At 58.9% G+C, this 20,034-nt stretch carries 14 protein-coding genes; 4 read left to right on the forward strand and 10 right to left on the reverse strand.

The genetic code is table 11. The features are described from left to right. Positions 1–152: 152 nt before the first annotated feature. Genes ACO54Z_RS11880 through ACO54Z_RS11895 form a run of 4 tightly spaced genes read right to left on the reverse strand, consistent with a single transcriptional unit; the run spans position 153 to position 6,760 of the window. Complete coding sequence (locus ACO54Z_RS11880) at positions 153–1,904, reverse strand: choline/carnitine O-acyltransferase (protein ID WP_485997205.1); 1,752 nt, start codon at positions 1,902–1,904, stop codon at positions 153–155. Next, on the reverse strand, positions 1,901–4,150 hold the full coding sequence (gene parC, locus ACO54Z_RS11885) for a DNA topoisomerase IV subunit A (protein ID WP_485997206.1): 2,250 nt from the start codon (positions 4,148–4,150) through the stop codon (positions 1,901–1,903). Before parC ends, ACO54Z_RS11880 begins: the two co-directional genes overlap by 4 nt. A gap of 32 nt (positions 4,151–4,182) precedes the next feature. Beyond that, positions 4,183–5,271, reverse strand: a complete 1,089-nt coding sequence (gene dinB, locus ACO54Z_RS11890; RefSeq protein ID WP_485997207.1) for a DNA polymerase IV — start codon at positions 5,269–5,271, stop codon at positions 4,183–4,185. A gap of 22 nt (positions 5,272–5,293) precedes the next feature. Continuing rightward, positions 5,294–6,760 (reverse strand): MATE family efflux transporter, encoded by a 1,467-nt coding sequence (locus ACO54Z_RS11895; protein WP_485997208.1) that lies wholly within the window; start codon positions 6,758–6,760, stop codon positions 5,294–5,296. Between the two features lie 106 nt (positions 6,761–6,866). Here ACO54Z_RS11895 and clpB point away from each other — a divergent pair, with 106 nt between their 5' ends. Next, complete coding sequence (gene clpB / locus ACO54Z_RS11900) at positions 6,867–9,437, forward strand: ATP-dependent chaperone ClpB (protein WP_485997209.1); 2,571 nt, start codon at positions 6,867–6,869, stop codon at positions 9,435–9,437. A 222-nt stretch (positions 9,438–9,659) separates the two neighbouring features. Here clpB and ACO54Z_RS11905 read toward each other — a convergent pair whose 3' ends face one another. Continuing rightward, positions 9,660–10,205: a carboxymuconolactone decarboxylase family protein gene (locus ACO54Z_RS11905; RefSeq protein WP_298081320.1), complete on the reverse strand. Its 546-nt coding sequence runs from the start codon at positions 10,203–10,205 to the stop codon at positions 9,660–9,662. Between the two features lie 174 nt (positions 10,206–10,379). Between ACO54Z_RS11905 and ACO54Z_RS11910 the strand changes: the two genes are divergently transcribed. Further along, the gene (locus ACO54Z_RS11910) at positions 10,380–11,261 is read left to right on the forward strand and encodes a DUF2167 domain-containing protein (RefSeq protein ID WP_485997210.1); all 882 of its coding nucleotides are present in this window, start codon (positions 10,380–10,382) and stop codon (positions 11,259–11,261) included. Positions 11,262–11,366: 105 nt separating this feature from the next. Here ACO54Z_RS11910 and epmA read toward each other — a convergent pair whose 3' ends face one another. The 5 genes from epmA to ilvB are packed head-to-tail and all read right to left on the reverse strand — an operon-like array spanning position 11,367 to position 16,638. Continuing rightward, the gene (gene epmA, locus ACO54Z_RS11915; RefSeq protein WP_485997211.1) at positions 11,367–12,278 is read right to left on the reverse strand and encodes an EF-P lysine aminoacylase EpmA; all 912 of its coding nucleotides are present in this window, start codon (positions 12,276–12,278) and stop codon (positions 11,367–11,369) included. A 44-nt stretch (positions 12,279–12,322) separates the two neighbouring features. After that, positions 12,323–13,336, reverse strand: a complete 1,014-nt coding sequence (ilvC, locus tag ACO54Z_RS11920) for a ketol-acid reductoisomerase (protein ID WP_485997212.1) — start codon at positions 13,334–13,336, stop codon at positions 12,323–12,325. A gap of 13 nt (positions 13,337–13,349) precedes the next feature. Further along, a complete protein-coding gene (locus ACO54Z_RS11925; protein ID WP_485997213.1) occupies positions 13,350–14,381 on the reverse strand; it encodes a PDDEXK nuclease domain-containing protein in 1,032 nt (343 codons plus the stop codon). Next, on the reverse strand, positions 14,381–14,887 hold the full coding sequence (gene ilvN / locus ACO54Z_RS11930) for an acetolactate synthase small subunit (protein ID WP_485997214.1): 507 nt from the start codon (positions 14,885–14,887) through the stop codon (positions 14,381–14,383). Before ilvN ends, ACO54Z_RS11925 begins: the two co-directional genes overlap by 1 nt. Next, on the reverse strand, positions 14,884–16,638 hold the full coding sequence (gene ilvB, locus ACO54Z_RS11935) for a biosynthetic-type acetolactate synthase large subunit (RefSeq protein WP_485997215.1): 1,755 nt from the start codon (positions 16,636–16,638) through the stop codon (positions 14,884–14,886). The genes ilvN and ilvB overlap by 4 nt, the downstream gene beginning before the upstream one ends. A gap of 319 nt (positions 16,639–16,957) precedes the next feature. On the opposite strand from ilvB, the gene glpT reads away from it, so the two are divergent. Continuing rightward, the gene (gene glpT / locus ACO54Z_RS11940; RefSeq protein ID WP_485997216.1) at positions 16,958–18,427 is read left to right on the forward strand and encodes a glycerol-3-phosphate transporter; all 1,470 of its coding nucleotides are present in this window, start codon (positions 16,958–16,960) and stop codon (positions 18,425–18,427) included. A 348-nt stretch (positions 18,428–18,775) separates the two neighbouring features. Next, positions 18,776–19,978 carry a glycerophosphodiester phosphodiesterase family protein gene (locus tag ACO54Z_RS11945; protein WP_485997217.1) on the forward strand — a complete coding sequence of 401 codons (1,203 nt, stop codon included), beginning with the start codon at positions 18,776–18,778 and terminating at the stop codon, positions 19,976–19,978. Positions 19,979–20,034 lie beyond the last annotated feature (56 nt).

Raw genomic sequence — 20,034 nt, forward strand, 5'->3', positions numbered from 1 at the left:
CACACACCCTACGCACGGAACCCGCCCGCTGCGGGTTTCGCCCTGCGGAGGAGGGCGGTCTAAATTGTAAACAGCCCTAAAGCAACACCCCGCCACGGCGGGGTTTTTTATGGTTGGCGTAGTATCCGGGTAACGGCACGGCGCAACGCAGGCTATGCTTCCAGCTGTTGTCCGGCGAGGATGCGCAGGATTTGTTTGTTGCCCGCCTGTACGGCGGCGGCGAATTTTTGGATTTCGCGGCTGCGTACGCGCGGGTGGGTGATGACGAGGTTGATGTTGTTGCGGTTGAAGGCGTAGTTCACCGCGATGCTGTCCGCGTTACCGGCGGTAAAGGCGATGTAGCTCAGGATGCCGTGGCAGCCGAGGGTGATGCTGGAGAGGTGGTTTTCGGTGAGGGTCAGGTAGCCGGGGTCGTTGAAGAAGGGGATTTCTTGTTTTTGTTCGCGCGCGATGCTGCGCAGGCCGAGGAGGTGGCCGTAGGTGTCCTGCCCGTTCAGGCAGGCGTGTTTGCGCGCGCGGTGTTCTTTGCTGTATTGGTCGATGAGCGGCTGGATGTCGCTGGCGTCTTCGAGTTGGTAGATGGCGTGGGCGGTGGCGATGGAGGTCGCGGTGACGCTTTGCATGTAGGATTTGCGCCCGTTTTGGTAGTGGCGCATGTCGATGTTTTCGCGGCTGCTTTTGATGGTTTTGCGGGTTTTGTATTGGGCGTATTGCAGGGCGAGCTGCATGATGGCGTCGCGGTCGTTGTGTTTCAGGAGGGCTTGTTCCTGGTCGTTGAGGAAGAGGTCGTAGATGCTGGTGGTGTAGCTTTCGGCGTGGTGGCGGTATTCGGCCAGCGCGTCTTTGATGAGTTTGTGGGTGCCGCTGTCTTGGTCTTTGGTTTCGTGTTTGTCAATTTGCCAGTCCAGCGGGCGCAGGTTGAGATTTTCCGGCAGGGTGTTTTTGCGCCGGATTTGTTTGTCGCGCTGGTAGTTTTGGGCGAGCTGGAGGATGTCGGCCAGGCTCGCCGCGTCTATCCAGGTGCTTTCGCTGTGGAGGAAGTAGCGGTCGTCGTTGATGTTGCAGCGGTAGTTGAGCGGTTTGTATGCCCAGAAGGCGCTGCCGTCGGAGAAGGCGGCGTCGTTCAGTGCGTCTTCGTCGTCAAGGATGTGCGAGTCGTCAATGCTCAGCACAAACAGGGCTTTTTCGACGGTTTGCCAGATGGCGGCGTTTTCGCCGCGGCTGATGAGTTGCGCGCGGATTTCGCGCGCTTGGGTGTTGGGGAAGACGCTCGGCGCGGCAAAGGGCAGGTCGGGCGCTTCGGGGCGGCTTTGGATGAGGGCGTAGAGGGTGTTTTCGATTTGTGCGGGCGAGGCGATGCCGCCTTTGTCGTCATGGATGTCCATGCTCCAGCCGCGCCCCTGGTAGAGGATGATGATGTGGCGTGCGGGGTCGTGCGGGCTGTTGAAGGTATATTCGTCTTCTACGGGCAGCGGGCGCCGCGCCGCGCCGCGCAGCACTTCCCATTGGCTGTGGCAGGTGTCGGGGTCGTCGAGGATGGCGCGCAGTTCGCCGTTTTGGTGGGCGTGGTGGACGCGGGCAAGGGCGTGGGTGAAGTGGGCGACGCGCTTCAGTCCGCTTTGTGGCGCTTTCCAGTCGATTTTCATCGCCTGGTTGCCGGTGAGTGGCAGGCTGCCTCGGTTGGCAAGGCGCATGCCGCGCCAGTAGTCGATGAGCCAGGAGTCGGGCGCGGCGAGGTCGGCGCGTTGTTCGAGCAGGCGCTGGAGTTTGGGCGCTTCGAGATGGCGGAAGTCTTCCAGTGCCTTGGCGCTGTGGGCGTAGGTTTTGTCGTCCACCAGCGGGCGCAGCCATTGGAGGTAGGTGGCAAAGGTGTCGTCGAGGCTGGGCAGGGGCAGGGTTTTCATGCGGCGGGTTCGGGGTCTGCGATGGTGATGTGGTCGATGCGACGGTAGTTTTTCGGCAGCCAGTTGCCTTTGTGGCCGCGCGGGGTGAGGTAGTTGTCGCGTTCGCTGGCGCGAATGGTGAGTTTTTGTTTGCCGCTGTAGAGGGTGAGGTCGCGGCCGCGCGGTACGGCGAGGATGTGCGCGAGGCGGATGCCGTGTTCGTCGTAGGTTTTTTTGGCAATCGCCAGGGTTTGGCTGCCTTTGCCTTTGCCGAGTTCGGGGATTTCTTCGGCGGGGATGAGGGCGATTCTGCCTTCGTTGGTAATGGCGAGGATGTCCGCCTCGCCGTCCGGCAGGGCTTGTAGGGCGATGGCGCGGCTTGTGCCACCGGGGCTGATGAGGGTTTTGCCGCTTTTGGTTTTGCTGGTGAGCTCTGTGCCGGGGATGATGAAGCCGTAGCCGTTGTCGGCGGCGATGAGGTAGCGGCGCGCGGGTTCGATGATGACGGCGGCGATGATGTGCGCGCTCGCGTCTATTGTCATGCTGCTGCTGAGCGGTTCGCCGTAGCTGCGTGCCGAGGGCAGGCCGTGTAGGGCGAGGGTGTAGCTGCGGCCGTTGTCGGCGAGCAGGCAGGCTTGTTGGTTGCTGCGGCCGCTGATTTGCGTGAGGTAGGCGTCGCCGTTTTTGTAGGCGAGTGCTGCGCCGTCGATGTTGTGGCCTTTGCCGCCGCGGAACCAGCCCATTTTCGAGAGGATGAGGGTAACGGCTTCGCTTGGCGTCAATTCGGTTTCGTCAAGGGCGACGGCAGCTTCGCGTTCACGGATGACGGTGCGGCGCGCGTCGCCATAGGCTTCGGCGTCGGCGGCGAGTTCGTCGGATATGAGCGCGAGCAGGCGTTCGCGGCTTTGTAGCAGTTCGTTTAACCGCTGTTGTTCGGCGGCAAGCGCTTCTTGTTCGGCGCGGATTTGGATTTCTTCGAGGCGGGCGAGGTGGCGCAGGCGGGTGTTCAAGATGGCTTCGGCTTGTGCCTCGCTGAGGGCAAACGCTGTCATCAACGCCGCGCGCGGTTCGTCTTCTGTGCGGATGATGCGGATGATTTCGTCGAGGTTGAGGTAGGCGATGAGCAGGCCTTGCAGGATGTGCAGGCGCTCATTGACCGCGTGCAGGCGGTGGTTCAAGCGGCGGCGCACGGTTTCTTCACGCCAGGTGAGCCATTCGCGCAGGATTTGCCCGAGACTTTTCACTTGCGGGCGGCCGTCGAGGCCTATCATGTTCATCTGCGCGCTGTAGCGTTTTTCGAGGTCGGTGGTGGCGTAGAGGTGCTGCATCAGGCGTTCGTTGTCGATGCGGTTCGAGCGCGGCACGAGGACGAGGCGGATGGGGTGTTCGTGGTCGGATTCGTCGCGCAGGTCTTCCAGCCAGGCGAGTTTTTTCGCCTGCATTTGTTTGGCGATTTGTTCTTGGATTTTGCTGCCAGAGACTTGGTAGGGCAGTTGGTCGATGATGATGTTGCCGTCTTCGACGTGCCAGGTGGCGCGCAGGCGTACTGCGCCGCGTCCCGTGCGGTACATGGCGGCGATTTCTTCGCGCGCAGATACCAGTTCGCCGCCGGTGGGGAAATCCGGCGCGGGGATGTGCTGCATCAGGGCATCATCGGTCATGAGCGGGTCGGCGATGAGCGCGCGGCAGGCGCTGACGACTTCGCCGAGGTTGTGCGGCAAGAGGTTGGTCGCCATGCCGACGGCGATGCCGCTGCCGCCGTTCAAAAGAATGTTCGGCAGGCGGGCGGGCAGGCGTGCTGGTTCTTGCAGGGTGCCGTCGAAGTTCGCTACCCATTCGACGGTGCCTTGTTCGAGTTCGGCGAGCAGGGTTTTGGCGTAACCGGTGAGGCGGCTTTCAGTGTAGCGCATCGCCGCAAACGATTTGGGGTCGTCGGCGCTGCCCCAGTTGCCCTGGCCATCGACCAGCGGGTAGCGGTAGGCAAAATCCTGCGCCATCAGCACCATCGCCTCGTAGCAGGCGATGTCGCCGTGCGGGTGGTATTTGCCGATGACGTCGCCGACGGTGCGCGCCGATTTTTTGTGCTTGGACTGGTGCGAGAGGCCGAGTTCGCTCATCGCGTAGATGATGCGGCGCTGTACGGGTTTTAGGCCGTCGCCAATGTGCGGCAGGGCGCGGTCGAGAATGACGTACATGGAGTAGTCGAGGTAGGCTTTTTCGACGAAGCCGGCGAGGGGTTGTTGTTCTTCGGTGAGGGCGGTGTTCATGATGAGCGGGGTTGGTTTGTGTGGGCTGCCTTTTACGGCGTTTTGCGGGAAAAATCCAGCATGAGCGGCAATTCTTGCTGCGGGCTGTCTTCGCGCATCCCGGAGTAGGTGATGCCGACAAGGCGTACCGGGCGCGCGGGGGCGATGTCGTTCAGCAGGCGCGCAATCCAATAGTGCGCGTCTGTTTCGCGGGTGAAGGCGGTGGAAAGGGTCTGGCGGCGGGTGGTCTGGCTGAAGTCGCTGTATTTGAGTTTGAGGGTGAGGGTGTGCGGTTGCAACTGGCGGCGTTGCACGTCGGCAAATGCCTCGCGGTTTTGCGCGAGCAGCGCCTGGTAGAGCGCGGCGCGGTCTTCGATGTCGCGGGCGAAGGTGGTTTCGCTGCCGATGGATTTGCGTTCGCGCGTGGCTTCTACCGGGCGCAGGTCGATGCCGCGCGCCATGTCGTAGTAGAAGTCGCCGTGTTTGCCAAATTCGTGGTGCAGCGTCTCGCGCGAGAGGCGGCAGAGGTCGGCGCCGGTCTGGATGCCGAGCGCGTGCATATGCGCGGCGGTCGCCCTGCCAATGCCGTGAAAACGCTCCACCGGCAGGCTGGCAGCAAAGGCCGCGCCCTCTGCCGGGGGTATGACGGCGATGCCGTTCGGTTTGTTCAGGTCGGAGGCGATTTTTGCCAGCATTTTGTTGTAGGAAACGCCCGCCGAGGCGGTCAGCCCGGTCGCGGCGAAGATTTCGGCGCGCAGGCGTTCGGCGATGCGGGTGGCGGAGCCGCTTTCATGCGGGCTGTCGCTGACGTCGAGATAGGCCTCATCCAGCGAGAGCGGTTCAACGAGGTCGGTGACGGCGAGCATCAGCGCGCGGATTTGCAGGCTGACCGCGCGGTACACGGCGAAACGCGGCGGCGCGAGGATGAGCTGCGGGCAACGCTGCTGCGCGCGGTAGGTGGACATGGCGGAATGGATGCCGTAGCGGCGCGCCTCATAGCTGGCGGCGGCAACCACGCCGCGTTCTGCCGCCGGGCGGGCGACGACGAGCGGTTTGCCGCGCCACTCGGGGTGGTCGCGCTGCTCCACCGAGGCGAAGAAGGCGTCCATGTCGATGTGGATGATTTTGCGGGAGCGGGGCATGGTGGCGTGCTTATAGGATGGCTCAGCGCCGCCGCAATCCGTCACCCAAACGGCGTTGTTCCAGCGGCATTCCCGCCTCGTAGCGGGCGACAAGGCGCATCGCAATCAGCCAGCAGACCGGCGTGGTGAAGACGGCTTCCGCCATGTGGCCGAGGATGATGCCGCGCGGCCCCAGCAGCCACGCGCCGAGGCTGATTAGCGGAATCGCACCGAACAGCAGCCCGGCGAGGTTGGACGCGGTGGAGTAAAACGGGCGGCCAAGGTTGTTGTAAGCGGCGTTCAGGAAAAAGATGACGCCCTTGCAGCCGAACAACAGCGACGCGCCGCTGCAATAGAAGCGGAGCAGCGCGGCGGCGCGCTCGTCCAGCGCAAACCATTGCGGCAGCGGCTCGCGCAGGAGGAAGAGCAGCAAGCCGATGGCGGCGACGGTGAGCCAGTTGAATTGCAGCGCGGCGAGGAGCGTCTGCCGCACGCGGACAAAGCGCGCCGCGCCCGCATTTTGGCCGATAATCGGGGCGACGGCGGCGGAGAGTGAAAAGAGCAGGGCGAAGCCGACCGGGACGAGGCGGATGATGACGGCAAAGGCGGCGACGGCATCGTCGCCAAACGCGGCCATTTGTCGCGCGGCGAAGGCGGTCGCCAGCGGGCTGGTGAGGTTGGTGAGCACCGCCGGGACGGCAATGGCGACAATCGCCGGAATATTGAGCATGAGCAGGCGCAGGGAGAGCGGCGCGCGCAGGCGGTAGCGCCAGATGACGACGTACCAGGCGGCGGCGACCAGTACCGCTTGCGAGATGAGCGCGGCCAGCGCCGCCCCTCGCAACCCCCAGCCGCAGACGAAGATAAAGATGGGGTCAAGCACGGCCTGGGTTGCGGTCGCGCCGATGCTGACGTACATCGCCAGCCGCGCGCTGCCGAGGGCAAAGAGGGTGGACGTGCCGCAGTTGCCGAGCGTCAGCAGCGGCAGGCCAATGAGGACAATGGCGAGATAATCGGCGGCGTGGGCGAGCGTCTCGCCCTGCGCGCCGAGGGCGGCGAGAATGGGGACGCGGGCAAACCAGGCGATGGCGGCGAGCAGCGTCAGCAGGATGAAGCTGAAAGCGGAGGTATCCCAGGCGTAGCGCGCGGCGCGGTGGCGGTCGCCGCCGCCGATGGCACGGGCGACCAGCACGGTGGTGGTGATGCCGAGCGCAATGGCAATGGCGCGGATGAAATAGAGCGCGGCCGCGGCGAAACCCAGCCCGGCGATGAGGCGGGCATCGCCGAGGCGGCTGATAAAGAGAATATCGACGAAATCAACGATGAAGGTGGCGAGGATGCCGACGCTGCGCGCGCAGGTCATGTTGATGAGATGGCGCCAGATGCTGCCTTCGATAAAGGGCGCGTTGGCGGGGTCGGGGCTGCGGTTCATGCGGGTAGGGTAGGGCAGGGCAAAGGCGCGGATTGTAGCGGTTTTTGCCGGGGCTATCTGCGCCGATTTCCCGCCCATAATCAAACAAACTCATCGCGCTAACGAAAAATTTACAAAAAACTACTTGATATTGCCGCAGCAAGCCATACATCGGCGTTATCCATTTTTAACCAGAGGAAAAACTATGCAAGCCTTTACCTCGCGCTTCCAGGAAGCGCTGCAAACCGCGCAGTCCATTGCCGTCGGCAAGGACAGCAATTACATCGAACCGGCGCACGTCTTTCTTGCCCTGCTGCGGCAGGAAGGCGGCGCGGCGGCATCCATCCTGCGCCAGGCAGGTGCGGACGTCGGCACCTTGCGCGCGCAAGTCGAGCAAATCGTCAATGACCTGCCGCGCGTGGCGAACGCCACCGGTCAGGTAAACATCTCACCCGATACCTCGCGCCTTTTGAACCTCTGCGACAAATACGCGCAGCAAAACGGCGACAAATTCATCTCCTCCGAACTGTTCCTGCTCGCTGCCTGCGAAGATTCCGGTGCGCTCGGCAAGGTGCTGAAAACCGCGGGCGTGCAGAAAGCCAAACTGCAACAAGTCATCGAACAACTGCGCGGCGGCGAACCCGTTACCGATGAAGCCGCCGAAGACAAACGCGAAGCGCTGAAAAAATACACCATCGACGTAACCGCGCGCGCCGAGCAGGGCAAGATTGACCCGGTCATCGGCCGCGACGAAGAAATCCGCCGCGCCATGCAAATCCTGCAACGGCGCAACAAAAACAACCCCGTCCTCATCGGCGAGCCGGGCGTCGGCAAAACCGCCATCGTCGAAGGACTGGCACAGCGCATCGTCAATGGCGAAGTGCCGGAAAGCCTGAAGGGCAAACGCCTGCTCTCGCTCGACCTCGCCGCCCTGCTCGCGGGTACCAAATACCGTGGCGAGTTTGAGGAGCGCCTGAAAGCGGTGCTGACCGACATCGAAAAAGCTAACGGCCAGATCATCCTCTTTATCGACGAGATTCACACCATGGTCGGCGCGGGCAAAAGCGAAGGCTCAATGGACGCCGGCAATATGCTCAAACCCGCCCTGGCGCGCGGCGAACTGCACTGCATCGGCGCGACCACGCTCGACGAATACCGCCAGTACATGGAAAAAGACGCCGCGCTGGAGCGCCGCTTCCAGAAAGTGATGGTAGAAGAGCCGACGGTGGAAGACACCATCGCCATCCTGCGCGGCCTGCAAGAGCGCTACGAAGTGCACCACGGCATTGACATCACCGACCCCGCGCTGGTCGCCGCCGCCGTGCTGTCCAACCGCTACATCACCAACCGCCAACTGCCGGACAAAGCCATCGACCTCATCGACGAAGCCGCCGCGCAAATCCGCATGGAGCTGGACAGCAAACCGGAGACGATGGACCGCATCGACCGCCGCCTGATACAGCTGAAAATGGAGCGCTTGGCGCTGGAAAAAGAACACGACGACGCCTCGAAAAAACGCCTCGCCGACCTGCAAGACGAAATCGACAAATTGGAAAAAGAATACGCCGACCTCGAAGAAGTGTGGCAGGCAGAAAAAGCGACCATCCAGGGCAGCGCCGGCATCAAAGAAGAAATCGACCGCCTGCGCGTTGAGCTGGAAGCGGCAAAACGGCGCGGCGATTACGCGGCGATGAGCGAAATCCAGTACGGCAAAATCCCGGCACTGGAAAAACAGCTGGCGCACAGCGAAAGCGCGGAAAGCAAGCCGCAGCACACCCTGGTGCGCAGCGAAGTTACCGAAGAAGAAATCGCGCAAATCGTCTCGCGCTGGACGGGCATCCCCGTCGCCAAAATGCTCGAAGGCGAAAAAGAAAAACTGCTGGCGCTGGAAAGCGCGCTCGGCGCGCGCGTCGTCGGCCAGGAAACCGCGGTCGAAGCGGTGGCGAACGCCATTCGCCGCAACCGCGCCGGGCTGTCCGACCCGAACCGCCCCATCGGCTCGTTCCTGTTCTTGGGGCCTACCGGCGTCGGCAAAACCGAACTGTGTCGCACCTTGGCCGAATTCCTCTTTGACAGCGACGATGCGATGGTGCGCATCGACATGAGCGAATTCATGGAAAAACACAGCGTTGCCCGCCTGATTGGCGCGCCGCCCGGCTACGTCGGCTACGACCAAGGCGGCTACCTCACCGAAGCAGTGCGCCGCCGCCCCTATTCCGTCATCCTCTTTGACGAAATCGAAAAAGCGCACGCGGACGTCTTCAACATCCTGCTGCAAGTGCTGGACGACGGCCGCCTCACCGACGGCCAAGGGCGCACCGTGGACTTCCGCAACACCGTCATCATCATGACCTCCAACCTCGGCTCGCACCTCATCCAGGAAATGAACGGCGGCGACTATGAGGCGATGAAAGTGGCAGTGATGGAAGTGGTTGCCAGCCACTTCCGTCCGGAATTCATCAACCGCATCGACGAAACCGTCGTCTTCCACGCCCTCGGCAAAGAACATATGCAGGGCATCGCCAACATCCAGTTGCAACGCCTGCGCAAACGCCTCGCCGAACGCGATTTGGGGCTGGACATCAGCCCGGCAGCGCTCGCGCAACTGGTGGAAGTCGGCTACGATCCGGTCTTTGGCGCACGCCCGCTGAAACGCGCCATCCAGACCCATCTGGAAAACCCGCTGGCACAGCGCATCCTCGCTGGCGACTTCGTCCCCGGCAGCACCGTCCATGTGGACTATAAAGAAGGCGAAGGCTTCACCTTCCGCGCCTGATGTGCGGCATCCGTAGGGTGGGGCTTGCCCCACCATCAAAAAACTGGCACAGCGCATCCTCGCTGGCGACTTCGTCCTCGGCAGCACCGTCCATGTGGATTACCGGGAAGGCGAAGGCTTTACCTTCCGCGCCTGATGTGCGGCATCCGTAGGGTGGGGGGCTTGCCCCACCAACAAAAAACGCCCCGCAAGGGGCGTTTCTCATTGAACCGGCGGCAAAAATTACGGCGCAAACGCCTGCAATTCCGGGTTGATTTCCGTCTGTGCCAGATTGTTGGCGTAATTGCACAAAGTGGCAAGCGCCACGCCGAGAATCACCTCCAGCGCCTGCTGCTCGCCATAACCGGCGGCGTAAAACGCCTGCAATTCCGCGTCATTAACCTTGCCCCGGTTGGCAATCACCGCCAGCGTGAACGCCTGCAGCGCGGCGAGTTTGCCGTCTGCCAGCGGTTCGCGCCGTTGCAGCGCGGCGACCGTCGCCTCGTCCAGCCGCAGTTTCAGTTTGGCGATTTTGCTATGCCCGGCGACGCAAAAATCGCAGCCGTTTGCCGCCGCCGCGCTAATCTGGATGACCTCAATCTCGGCAGGCGTCAGACTGGTGGCGGCATTGATTTTGCCCACTTCCTGATACATCTGTAGCGCGCCCGGCGCGTTGGCCAGCACGGCGAGCAGGTTCGGCAGAAAACCGTTGGCATCCAGCGCTGCTTGCAGGCGGGGTTTGGCGGCGTCTTGCGCGGTGGCGACGGTTTGCAAAGTAATACGGCTCATGGATTCTCCAATGACAAATAGGGGCGGGCGATAATAGCGGGGATACGCGGCAGGCGGAAATAGCAAAAAGTTATAGGGCGATGCCAAACTGGCGCGTAAAAATAGGGGCATTCATATTAAACTGTTGCCGCCGCATCTTGCGGTTTTCCCCACTCCATTTTCAAGGAAGCATTTATGAAAAAAATCCTGCATACCCTGCTGGTCTCGCTGGCCTGCTTCGCACTCATCGCACCTGCACAATCGCAGGATGACGGCGATGCCGAATTTCTCGCGCTGATGGCACAGGCAGAAATGGGGCCAAAAAGCATTGCCCTCGGCAGTGAGGCAACATTGCAATTGCCTGCCAATGACAATATCGCCTTCTTTGGCAAAGAACCCGCGAATAATCTTATGGAAAAACGCGGCAATGGCGCCGACCCGAATCGCTACGGCATTATTATCAATGCCGCCGACGAATGGTTTGCCGACATTCAGCATGCTGATACCGGTCATATCAAGGATGACGATGCGGAGGAGATTAAAGCAGACAAACTGATGAAACTTATCCGGGAAGGCGAGAAAAAAGAAAACGAAAGTCGCCGCAAGCGGGGCGTGACCGAATTGCACGTGGATGGCTGGGCGCAGGAACCACATTATGATCGCGCCAATCACCGCCTGATTTGGGCATTGAACGTGCATAGCGGCAATGACCCGCAGACCATTATCAACTACAGCATTATTGCCCTGGGGCGCAAAGACATCATCGCCATTACCCTGGCCGATTCCAACAACAATCTGGAAAAAACACAAAAAAGCGCCAACGAATTACTCAATACCATTACCTTCAATCCGGGCAACCGCTACGAGGATTACAATCCGAAGACGGACAAAACTGCGGAATACGGCCTGACCGCACTGATTGTCGGCGCGGCGGCAGCGAAGAAATTTGGCCTGATTGCGGTCATCATCGCCTTTATTGCCAAATTCAGCAAAATTATTATTGTGGCGGTCGCGGGCGGACTTTATGCCATGAAAAAAATCTTTTCCCGCCGTCGCCATGACGACGATGATGATTGAAATGCAGCGTATAAAAAAACGGCGGGGCAATCCCGCCGTTTTTTTATAGCAATGCACCTTGTCTGAGGCTTTAGGTGTATCGCTATATGAGCTATTTGTCGGGATTCAGCCGGGCAACATCACCTCATCAATATGTTCTGCGTTGCAGGCGAGCATCAGCAGGCGGTCCACACCGAGGGCGACGCCGGCGCAATCGGGCAGGCCGTGTTCCAGCGCGGCGAGAAAGTCTTCATCCAGCGGCATTTCCGGCAACCCCAGTTGCGCGCGCTCGCGGTTGTCGGCGAGGAAACGGGCGCGCTGTTCGGCGGCATTGCTGAGTTCCCAAAAGCCGTTGCACAGTTCCAATCCATTGATATACAACTCAAAACGGGCAGCCTTGCCGTCAATAATGCGGGCAAGCGCCGCCTGCGATGGCGGGTAATCGCAGAGAAATTCCAGCGCGCCACGTCCCAGCTCCGACTCAACATAATGGGTAAAGAGCAGGTCAAGCATCCCGTCGCGCGAGAGCGACCAGTCCGCGCTTTCCGGCAGGCGGGCGGTGCAGAGGGCGCGCAGTCCGGCATCATCCGTCTGGCCGATGTCAATGCCGAGATGGCGGCGGAAGGCATCGGCGTAAGCGATGCGGCGCAGCGGCCAGTCGCGGCAGGCGGGCAGCAGTTCGCGCACGAGAGCCGCCACTTCGTCCATCAGGCGCAGATGGTCAAAGCCTGCGCGGTACCATTCGAGCAGCATGAACTCGCGCCGGTGCTTGCGCCCCTGTTCCTCGCCACGGAAGACGTGCGCCAGTTGGTAAATGTCGCCCGCGCCCTGCGCCAGCAGGATTTTCATCGCGTATTCGGGCGAAGTTTGCAGATAACCGCCGCTGGCGGCGAGCGAAACCAGCTGCGGGTCGGTAACGCCGCAGGGGCGCAGTTGCGCAGTATCGACTTCCAGCACGCCACGCGCGGCGAAAAAGGCGCGGATGGCGGCGAGAAATTGGGCGCGGCGGGCAATGAGTTGGCGCATAAGTTTTTTCATGAAAAAGCCGCCGTGCGGAACGGCGGCGGATTTACCAGAGGAGTTTAGTTTTTTTCCTGATCGACCAGGCGGTTTGCCTTGATCCACGGCATCATCTCGCGTAATTTCGCGCCGACGATTTCGATTTGATGCTCGGAATTCTGGCGGCGGCGGGCGGTCATGGACGGCGCGCCTACTTTGTATTCGGTGATAAAGCGTTTGGCGTATTCGCCGTTTTGAATGTTTTTCAGGCATTCCTCCATCGCGTAACGGCTTTCGTCATTAATGACTTCCGGACCGGTGACGTATTCGCCAAATTCGGCGTTATTGGAAATGGAGTAATTCATATTGGCGATGCCGCCTTCATAAATTAAATCGACGATGAGCTTCATTTCGTGCAGGCATTCAAAGTAGGCCATTTCCGGGGCGTATCCGGCATTGACCAGCGTTTCAAATCCGGCTTTGATGAGTTCAACCACGCCGCCGCAGAGTACCGCCTGTTCGCCGAACAAATCGGTTTCGGTTTCTTCTTTGAAGCTGGTTTCGATAATGCCCGCTTTGCCACCGCCATTGGCGACTGCATAGGCAAGTGCTATATCGCGTGCCTTGCCGCTTTCGTTTTGTTCGACGGCAATCAGATGCGGCACGCCACCGCCGCCTTGATAGGTGGAACGCACGGTGTGGCCGGGGGCTTTTGGCGCAATCATGATGACGTCCAAATCTTTGCGCGGCGCGACCTGGCCGTAGTGAATGTTGAAGCCGTGGGCGAAGGCGAGGGCGGCGCCTTTTTTGATGTCCGCTTCGATGTCGCGATAGACTTCGGCGATGTTTTCATCGGGCAGCAGTATCATGACGACATCCGCGCCTTTGACGGCTTCTTTAACCGGTTTGACGGTGAGTCCGGCATTAACGGCTTTTTTCCAGCTTGCGCCGCCTTCGCGCAAACCGACGACGACGGTCACGCCGCTTTCGTTCAAGTTATTGGCGTGCGCGTGGCCTTGTGAGCCGTAGCCCAAAATGGCGACGGTTTTGCCTTGCAGTACGCTCATGTCGGCGTCTTTGTCGTAATAGACTTTCATGGTTGCTCCTGTGTTATTGAAGGGGGAAATCGGGATTGCCGTTTTCGCGTTGTTCAAATTCGGCAATTTCTTTGTGCATTTCTGCCAGCAATATTTCTTCCGAAGGCAGATAGAGGCGGTATTGGCTGGCAATGATTTGTTGCTGGCCTTCCGGCAGGCTGAATTTGACCACGGCATCGTTTTTGTCGGCGCACAGCAGGATGCCGATGGTCGGATTTTCATGCGGCAGTTTTTCGATGCGATCGTAGTAATTGACGTACATTTGTAACTGGCCAATATCCTGATGCGTCAGTTTGTGCGTTTTGATTTCGACGATAACGAAGCATTGCAGCAGACGGTTATACAACACCAAATCGGCAAAAAATTCATCGCCATCGAGATGCAATCTTTTTTGCCGGGCGACAAAGGTAAAACCGTTGCCCAGCTCCAGCAGAAATTCTTGCAAATGACTGATGATGGCACCTTCCAAATCTTTTTCGTAATACGCCGCTTCACGTTGCAAGCCGAGAAATTCGAGCACCATCGGATCTTTGATGATTTCTTTCGGATTCACCGGTTGGCGTTCATTGCGGGCGACAGCCAACACGCTTTCTTTGTCGTTGCTGAGCAGCAGCCGCTCATATAGCTGGCTGTTGATTTGTCGTTCCAGTTGGCGCGAAGACCAGTTGTTTTTCACGCTTTCGGCGATGTAGAACTCCCTTTTGTCTTCGTTATCAATGGATAACAGCATTTTGTACTGGGTCCAACTCAATTGCGCACGCAGTGCGTGCACAATTGGGAACGTGCGGTAGAGTTGGCGGCAGTAACTGATTTGCCGCTTGGAAAAACCACTGCCAAATTCCGGTTGCAGCCGTTCGGCAATCATTTGTACCAGATAGGTTCCGTAATCGGCGCGTTCCTGCCCGCGCTGTTCTTCTTCAAAGATGCGCTGACCGATATGCCAATACATCAGGGTGCGTTCGTGATTGACCGCACGCACCGCCTGTTCACGCGCCCCGGCGATAATCGCCTTGATGTCGTTGATTAAGGTGTTATCGGCCAGCATTACAATTCCAGACATTTGCCTGAACCGGTCGCAGCGAGGCCGGTCATGCCGGTGCGCGCCATTTCCACGATGATGTCGGATTCCAGTACGTCGATAAAGGCGTCGAGTTTGCGCTGCGAGCCGGTGACTTCAAAGATAATGGTGGTCGGGGTAATGGCGATGACGCGCGCGCGGAAGGCTTCCGCCAATTGCAGGTAATGGCCACGGTGTTTGGCATCGGCATGGATTTTGATGAGCAGCATTTCCCGGTCAACAAATTCGGCATCGCTGAGGTTTACCAGCTTGATGACTTCTATCAGTTTGTTGAGCTGTTTGTTGATTTGCTCTATCAGTTTTTCGTCGCAATAGGTGACAAGTGTCAGGCGGGAGATGGTTTCGTCCTGCGTAGGGGCGACATTCAGGTTTTCGATGTTAAAACCGCGCGCGGAAAAGAGGCCAACGACGCGCGAAAGGGCGCCTGCCTTGTTTTCCATGAGGAGGGAGATGACGTGTCTTTTGTTATTCATACCAGCACCATTTCTTGACTGTCGCTATCCTGGTTGAGGCTGCAACTGGGCCCCAATATCATTTCTGCCTGACCGCCGCCAGCGGGAATCATCGGGTAAACGTTTTCGCCCGGATCGGTAATGATATCGACGAAGACGGTCTTGTCTTTCATGGCGATGACTTCACGCAGTTTGCTTTCCAACTCTTGCGGTTTTTCGATACGCACGCCGCAATGGCCATAGGCTTCAGCGAGTTTGACAAAATCGGGCTGGCATTCCATGTTGCTCATGGAATAGCGCTTGTCGTAGAAGAATTCCTGCCATTGGCGCACCATGCCAAGATAACCGTTATTGAGGCAAAAGATTTTCACCGGAATATTGTATTGCAAGGCGGTGGTCATTTCCTGAATCATCATTTGAATGGAACCGTCGCCGGTAATGCAGAAGACTTCTTCATCAGGGCGGGCGACTTTCGCGCCAATCGCCGCAGGATAACCGAATCCCATCGTGCCAAGTCCGCCGGAGTTAATCCAACGGCGCGGTTCGTGGAAGGGGAAATATTGTGCGACCCACATTTGGTGCTGACCGACGTCGGAAGCAATAACGGCATTGCCGCCGGTGAGCTTATAGAGTGTTTCGATAACTTGTTGCGGCTTGATGCGTTCGTCGCTTTTTGCATAATGCAATGAATTGACGGCACGCCATTGGGTGATTTGTTCCCACCAGGCAGCGGTTTGTGCTTTATCTGCTTTTTCCTCGCCCAATTGTCGCAGCATTTCGCTTAAAACTGCGCGCACCGAGCCAACAATGGGGATATGGACAACGACGTTTTTTGCAATAGAAGACGGGTCAATATCGACATGGATGATTTCCGCATTCGGGCAGAATTTTTTCAGGTCGCCGGTGACGCGGTCATCGAATCGTGCGCCCACCGCGAATAATACGTCGCAATGGTGCATCGCCATGTTGGCTTCGTATGTGCCGTGCATACCGAGCATTCCGAGGAATTGCGGATCATTACCGGGGAAACCGCCCAATCCCATTAACGTTGCCGTCACCGGGAGATTGAGACGGTGGGCAAATTCGGTCAATAATTCCGAGGCATTATCAAGAATGACGCCGCCGCCAAAATAGAGCATTGGTCTTTCCGCTTTTTTCAGCGATTTCAGCGCGCGCTTGATTTGGCCGACATGGCCTTCCACCGTCGGCTGATAGGAGCGCATTTCAATGCCTTCGGGATAGGAAAAGGAGGTAAAAGTGCCAGTCACGTCTTTCGGTACGTCAATCAGCACCGGGCCGGGGCGACCGCTGCGCGCGATGTAAAAGGCCTTTTTGATGGTCGGCGCCAGCTCGTTCACGTCCTTGACGAGGAAGCTGTGCTTGACGCAGGGGCGGGTGATGCCGACCGCATCCACTTCCTGAAAGGCATCGTTGCCAATCAGCGCCGACGGCACCTGCCCGGAAAAGACGACCAGCGGGATGGAATCGGCATAGGCGGTGGCGATGCCGGTCACGGCGTTGGTGAGACCGGGGCCGGAGGTGACGATGGCGACGCCGACCTTGCCGGAAGCGCGCGCGTAGCCGTCCGCCTCGTGAATGGCGCCCTGTTCGTGCCGCGAGAGGATGTGGGTGATGTCTTTCTGCTTGTAAATCGCGTCATAGACGTGCAGCACGGCACCGCCGGGGTAGCCGAAAATGTGTTCCACCTGCTCTTCCCGCAGCGCCTCGATGATGATTTCTGCACCGTTCAGATGATGTTTTTTCTTCGCCATAGCCTTGCTTGCTCTTGATTCGGGCGGGTAACAGTACGCAAGCGCTCATGCGGCGTCAAGCCGTAATTTTGGCGGACAAATGGCGCGGTCAGGCGTTGGCGCGGCGGACGGGCAGATTGAGCTGCGTGCGGTGGCAAATGATTGAAAAACAGCAACATTCAGCCATGTCGCCATTAATATCCTCAATTATCCACATAAAATTCACAAGATAATGGCAAAAAAACGCACCGTGCCTGTGAGAATCGGCTAAAATTCGTGCGCCAGTTCACACACGCGCGCGTGAACTGCGGAAAATTCGTAACTCATAATGGAGCAACCCATGATTGGCATATTCAAACCGTCGCCGGAAATTCCCCGCCTTCCGGCCGCACAGGTCGATCCCACCTATCGCCGCCTGCGCTGGCAGGTGTTTGGCGGTATTTTCTTCGGCTACGCCGCCTACTATTTCGTGCGCGGCAACTTTGACCTCGCGCAAAAAGGCCTGATTGAAGCGGGGCTTTACACGAAAACACAACTGGGCATCGTCGGCACCGGCACCGGCCTCGCCTATGGCCTGTCCAAATTCCTGATGGCATCCATCTCCGACCGCTCCAATCCGAAGGCGTTCCTGCCCTGCGGCCTGCTCCTCTCCGGCCTGTGCATGACGATGATGGGGCTGGTGCCGTGGGCGACTTCCAGCGTGGCCGTCATGTTCGCCTTCATCTTCCTCAATGGCTGGTTCCAGGGTATGGGCTGGCCGCCCTGCGGCAAGACGATGGTGCACTGGTGGTCGAAAAAAGAACGCGGCACCATCGTTTCCATCTGGAACTGCGCGCACAACATCGGCGGCATGATGCCGGGCGCGATGGTACTGCTCGCGACCTACATCTTCGCGCAGAATCACCCCGACATCACCGACGTCAAGGCGATGCACGTCTGGCGGCAAGCGCTGTACTATCCGGGCGTGGTGGCGATGCTGCTCGCCGTGCCGGTTTATTTCGTGATGAAGGACACCCCGCAATCCTGCGGCCTGCCGCCGATTGAACAGTGGAAAAACGACTACCCGGAAAACTACGACGAGAAAACCGCCGAGAAAAACCTCAGCACCAAGGAAATCTTTGTCACCTACGTCCTGAAAAACCGCCTGCTGTGGTACATCGCGCTCGCCAACGTCTTCGTCTATCTCATCCGCTACGGCGTGCTGAAGTGGTCTCCGGTTTACTTGGGCGAAGTCAAACACTTCGACATCAAAGGCACCGCCTGGGCGTACACCATCTACGAACTCGCCGCCGTACCGGGTACGCTGCTTTGCGGCTGGGTATCGGACAAAGTCTTCAAGGGACGTCGCGGCCTGACGGGCGTCATCTTCATGATTCTGACGACTCTTGCCGTACTCGCGCTGTGGCTGAACCCGGCCACCCCGGTCGATGCGCAAGGCAACATCATCGCCGAATACGCTGACGTCGTCTGGTACAAAAACCCCTACCAACTGACCGACTTCATCCTGATGACCACCGTCGGCTTCCTCATCTACGGCCCGGTCATGCTCATCGGCCTGCACGCGCTCGAACTTGCACCGAAAAAAGCCGCCGGTACCGCCGCAGGCTTCACCGGGCTGTTCGGCTACCTCGGTGGCACCGTCGCTGCCTCTGCCGTCATCGGCTGGGCTGCCGACCGCTTCGGTTGGGATGGCGGCTTCCGCGTCATGGTGACTGGCGGCGTCATCGCCATCATCCTGCTGCTGATCACCACCATCGAAGAAGGCAAACACAAAGCCAAAATTCCCGAAAAAGAACGGCTGGTGAAATAAGCGCTTCATGCGCCAAAGCAAAGGGGAAACCGTGAGGTTTCCCCTTTTTGCTGCGGAATATACATACAGGTTGAGCGCCCAGGTGTATGTAAATGGCTCTGGTAGGGCGGTTAGCGCAGCGACAAGTTATTGCTCGCGCAGCGAGAGACCGCCCGTTTCTGTTGGGCGGGCGGTTACGGATTTTGTCCTGACCGCCCCTACGCGCTGCTGGCATTTACATACACCTTTAGCGCTTCCCTGTATGTAAATCACCGAAAAAGTGAATGTTTGAGGAAAACCACCAAATTCCACAAAAAAAAACCGCAAAAACAGGCGTAAAATACCCGCAAATTCACACCGGAGACCAACATGAAACGAACCCTGACCCTCACCATCCTCGCCGCCCTCGCCGCGACCGCCCAAGCGGAACAACAGCAGCCGCTGACCTACGGCGTGCGCCCGTTCTTCCTCATCGACAACCTCGAAGACGGCGCGCTCAAGCAGGAGCTGCTCGCCTGCGCCCAACAAACCCCGCAAAAAACCGAATTTTCTATCGGCCACCGTGGCGCCTCGCTGATGTTCCCCGAACACACCCGCGATTCCTACCTCGCCGGCGCGCGTGAAGGCGCGGGCATCCTCGAATGCGACGTCGCCTTCACCAAAGACAAAGAACTCGTCTGCCGCCATGCGCAAAACGACCTGCACAACACCACCAACATCCTCGCCACCCCGCTCGCCGCCAAATGCAGCGTGCCGTTCAAACCGGCGGAATACGATGCGAGCGGCAAACTGGTGAAAGAAGCCGAAGTCGAATGCCGCACCTCAGACATCACCCTCGCCGAATTCAAAACCCTGAAAGGCAAAATGGACGGCGGCAACAAAGGCGCGCGCACCGTTGAAGAATACATGGACGCCACCCCGGACTGGCGCACCAACCTTTACGCGCAAAACGGCGAGCTGATGACGCACAAAGAAAGCATTGAGCTGTTCAAACAGCTCGGCGTCAAAATGACCCCCGAATTAAAAGAACCGGTCGTCGCCATGCCGTTTGAAGGATTCACCCTCGAACAATACGCACAAAAAATGCTGGACGATTACACCGCCGCCGGAGTTCCCGCCAGCGACGTTTACCCGCAATCCTTCCAGCCGGAAGTCATCCGCTACTGGCTGAAAAACGGCGGCGAATTTGGCAAACAGGCGGTTTATCTCGACGAAACCCTAGATACCGCTGCCCGCATCAAGGAAATGCCGGAATGGCGCAAAGCCGGACTGAATTATTTGTCGCCCGCGATGCCAATGCTGGTGAAAGACGAAGGCGGCAAACTTGTCCCCTCCGACTATGCCAAGGCGGCAAAAGAAAACGGCTTCAAGCTGATTACCTGGACGCTGGAGCGCTCCGGCCCGCTGGCGCGCGGCGGCGGCTGGTACTTCACCGGCATCGAAAACCACGGTAAGAAAGACGGCGACATCTACAAATATCTGGACGTACTCGCCAAAGACGTCGGCATCAGCGGCATCTTCAGCGACTGGCCGGCAACCGTCACCTATTACGCTAACTGCAAAAAGCTGTAAGCGCTTACCCACAAAAATCCCCGCATCACGCGGGGATTTTTATGAGCGTTCTTATG

It is taken from the genome of Cardiobacterium sp. (assembly GCF_057314735.1).

Coding starts and splice junctions, on each gene's coding strand:
- ACO54Z_RS11880 (WP_485997205.1), bottom strand. CDS start 1,904: ATGAAAACCCTGCCCCTGCCCAGCCTCGACGACACCTTTGCCACCTAC.
- parC (WP_485997206.1), bottom strand. CDS start 4,150: ATGAACACCGCCCTCACCGAAGAACAACAACCCCTCGCCGGCTTCGTC.
- ilvN (WP_485997214.1), bottom strand. CDS start 14,887: ATGAATAACAAAAGACACGTCATCTCCCTCCTCATGGAAAACAAGGCA.
- clpB (WP_485997209.1), top strand. CDS start 6,867: ATGCAAGCCTTTACCTCGCGCTTCCAGGAAGCGCTGCAAACCGCGCAG.
- ACO54Z_RS11895 (WP_485997208.1), bottom strand. CDS start 6,760: ATGGGCGGGAAATCGGCGCAGATAGCCCCGGCAAAAACCGCTACAATC.
- ACO54Z_RS11905 (WP_298081320.1), bottom strand. CDS start 10,205: ATGAGCCGTATTACTTTGCAAACCGTCGCCACCGCGCAAGACGCCGCC.
- ilvB (WP_485997215.1), bottom strand. CDS start 16,638: ATGGCGAAGAAAAAACATCATCTGAACGGTGCAGAAATCATCATCGAG.
- epmA (WP_485997211.1), bottom strand. CDS start 12,278: ATGAAAAAACTTATGCGCCAACTCATTGCCCGCCGCGCCCAATTTCTC.
- dinB (WP_485997207.1), bottom strand. CDS start 5,271: ATGCCCCGCTCCCGCAAAATCATCCACATCGACATGGACGCCTTCTTC.
- ACO54Z_RS11945 (WP_485997217.1), top strand. CDS start 18,776: ATGAAACGAACCCTGACCCTCACCATCCTCGCCGCCCTCGCCGCGACC.
- ACO54Z_RS11910 (WP_485997210.1), top strand. CDS start 10,380: ATGAAAAAAATCCTGCATACCCTGCTGGTCTCGCTGGCCTGCTTCGCA.
- ACO54Z_RS11925 (WP_485997213.1), bottom strand. CDS start 14,381: ATGCTGGCCGATAACACCTTAATCAACGACATCAAGGCGATTATCGCC.
- glpT (WP_485997216.1), top strand. CDS start 16,958: ATGATTGGCATATTCAAACCGTCGCCGGAAATTCCCCGCCTTCCGGCC.
- ilvC (WP_485997212.1), bottom strand. CDS start 13,336: ATGAAAGTCTATTACGACAAAGACGCCGACATGAGCGTACTGCAAGGC.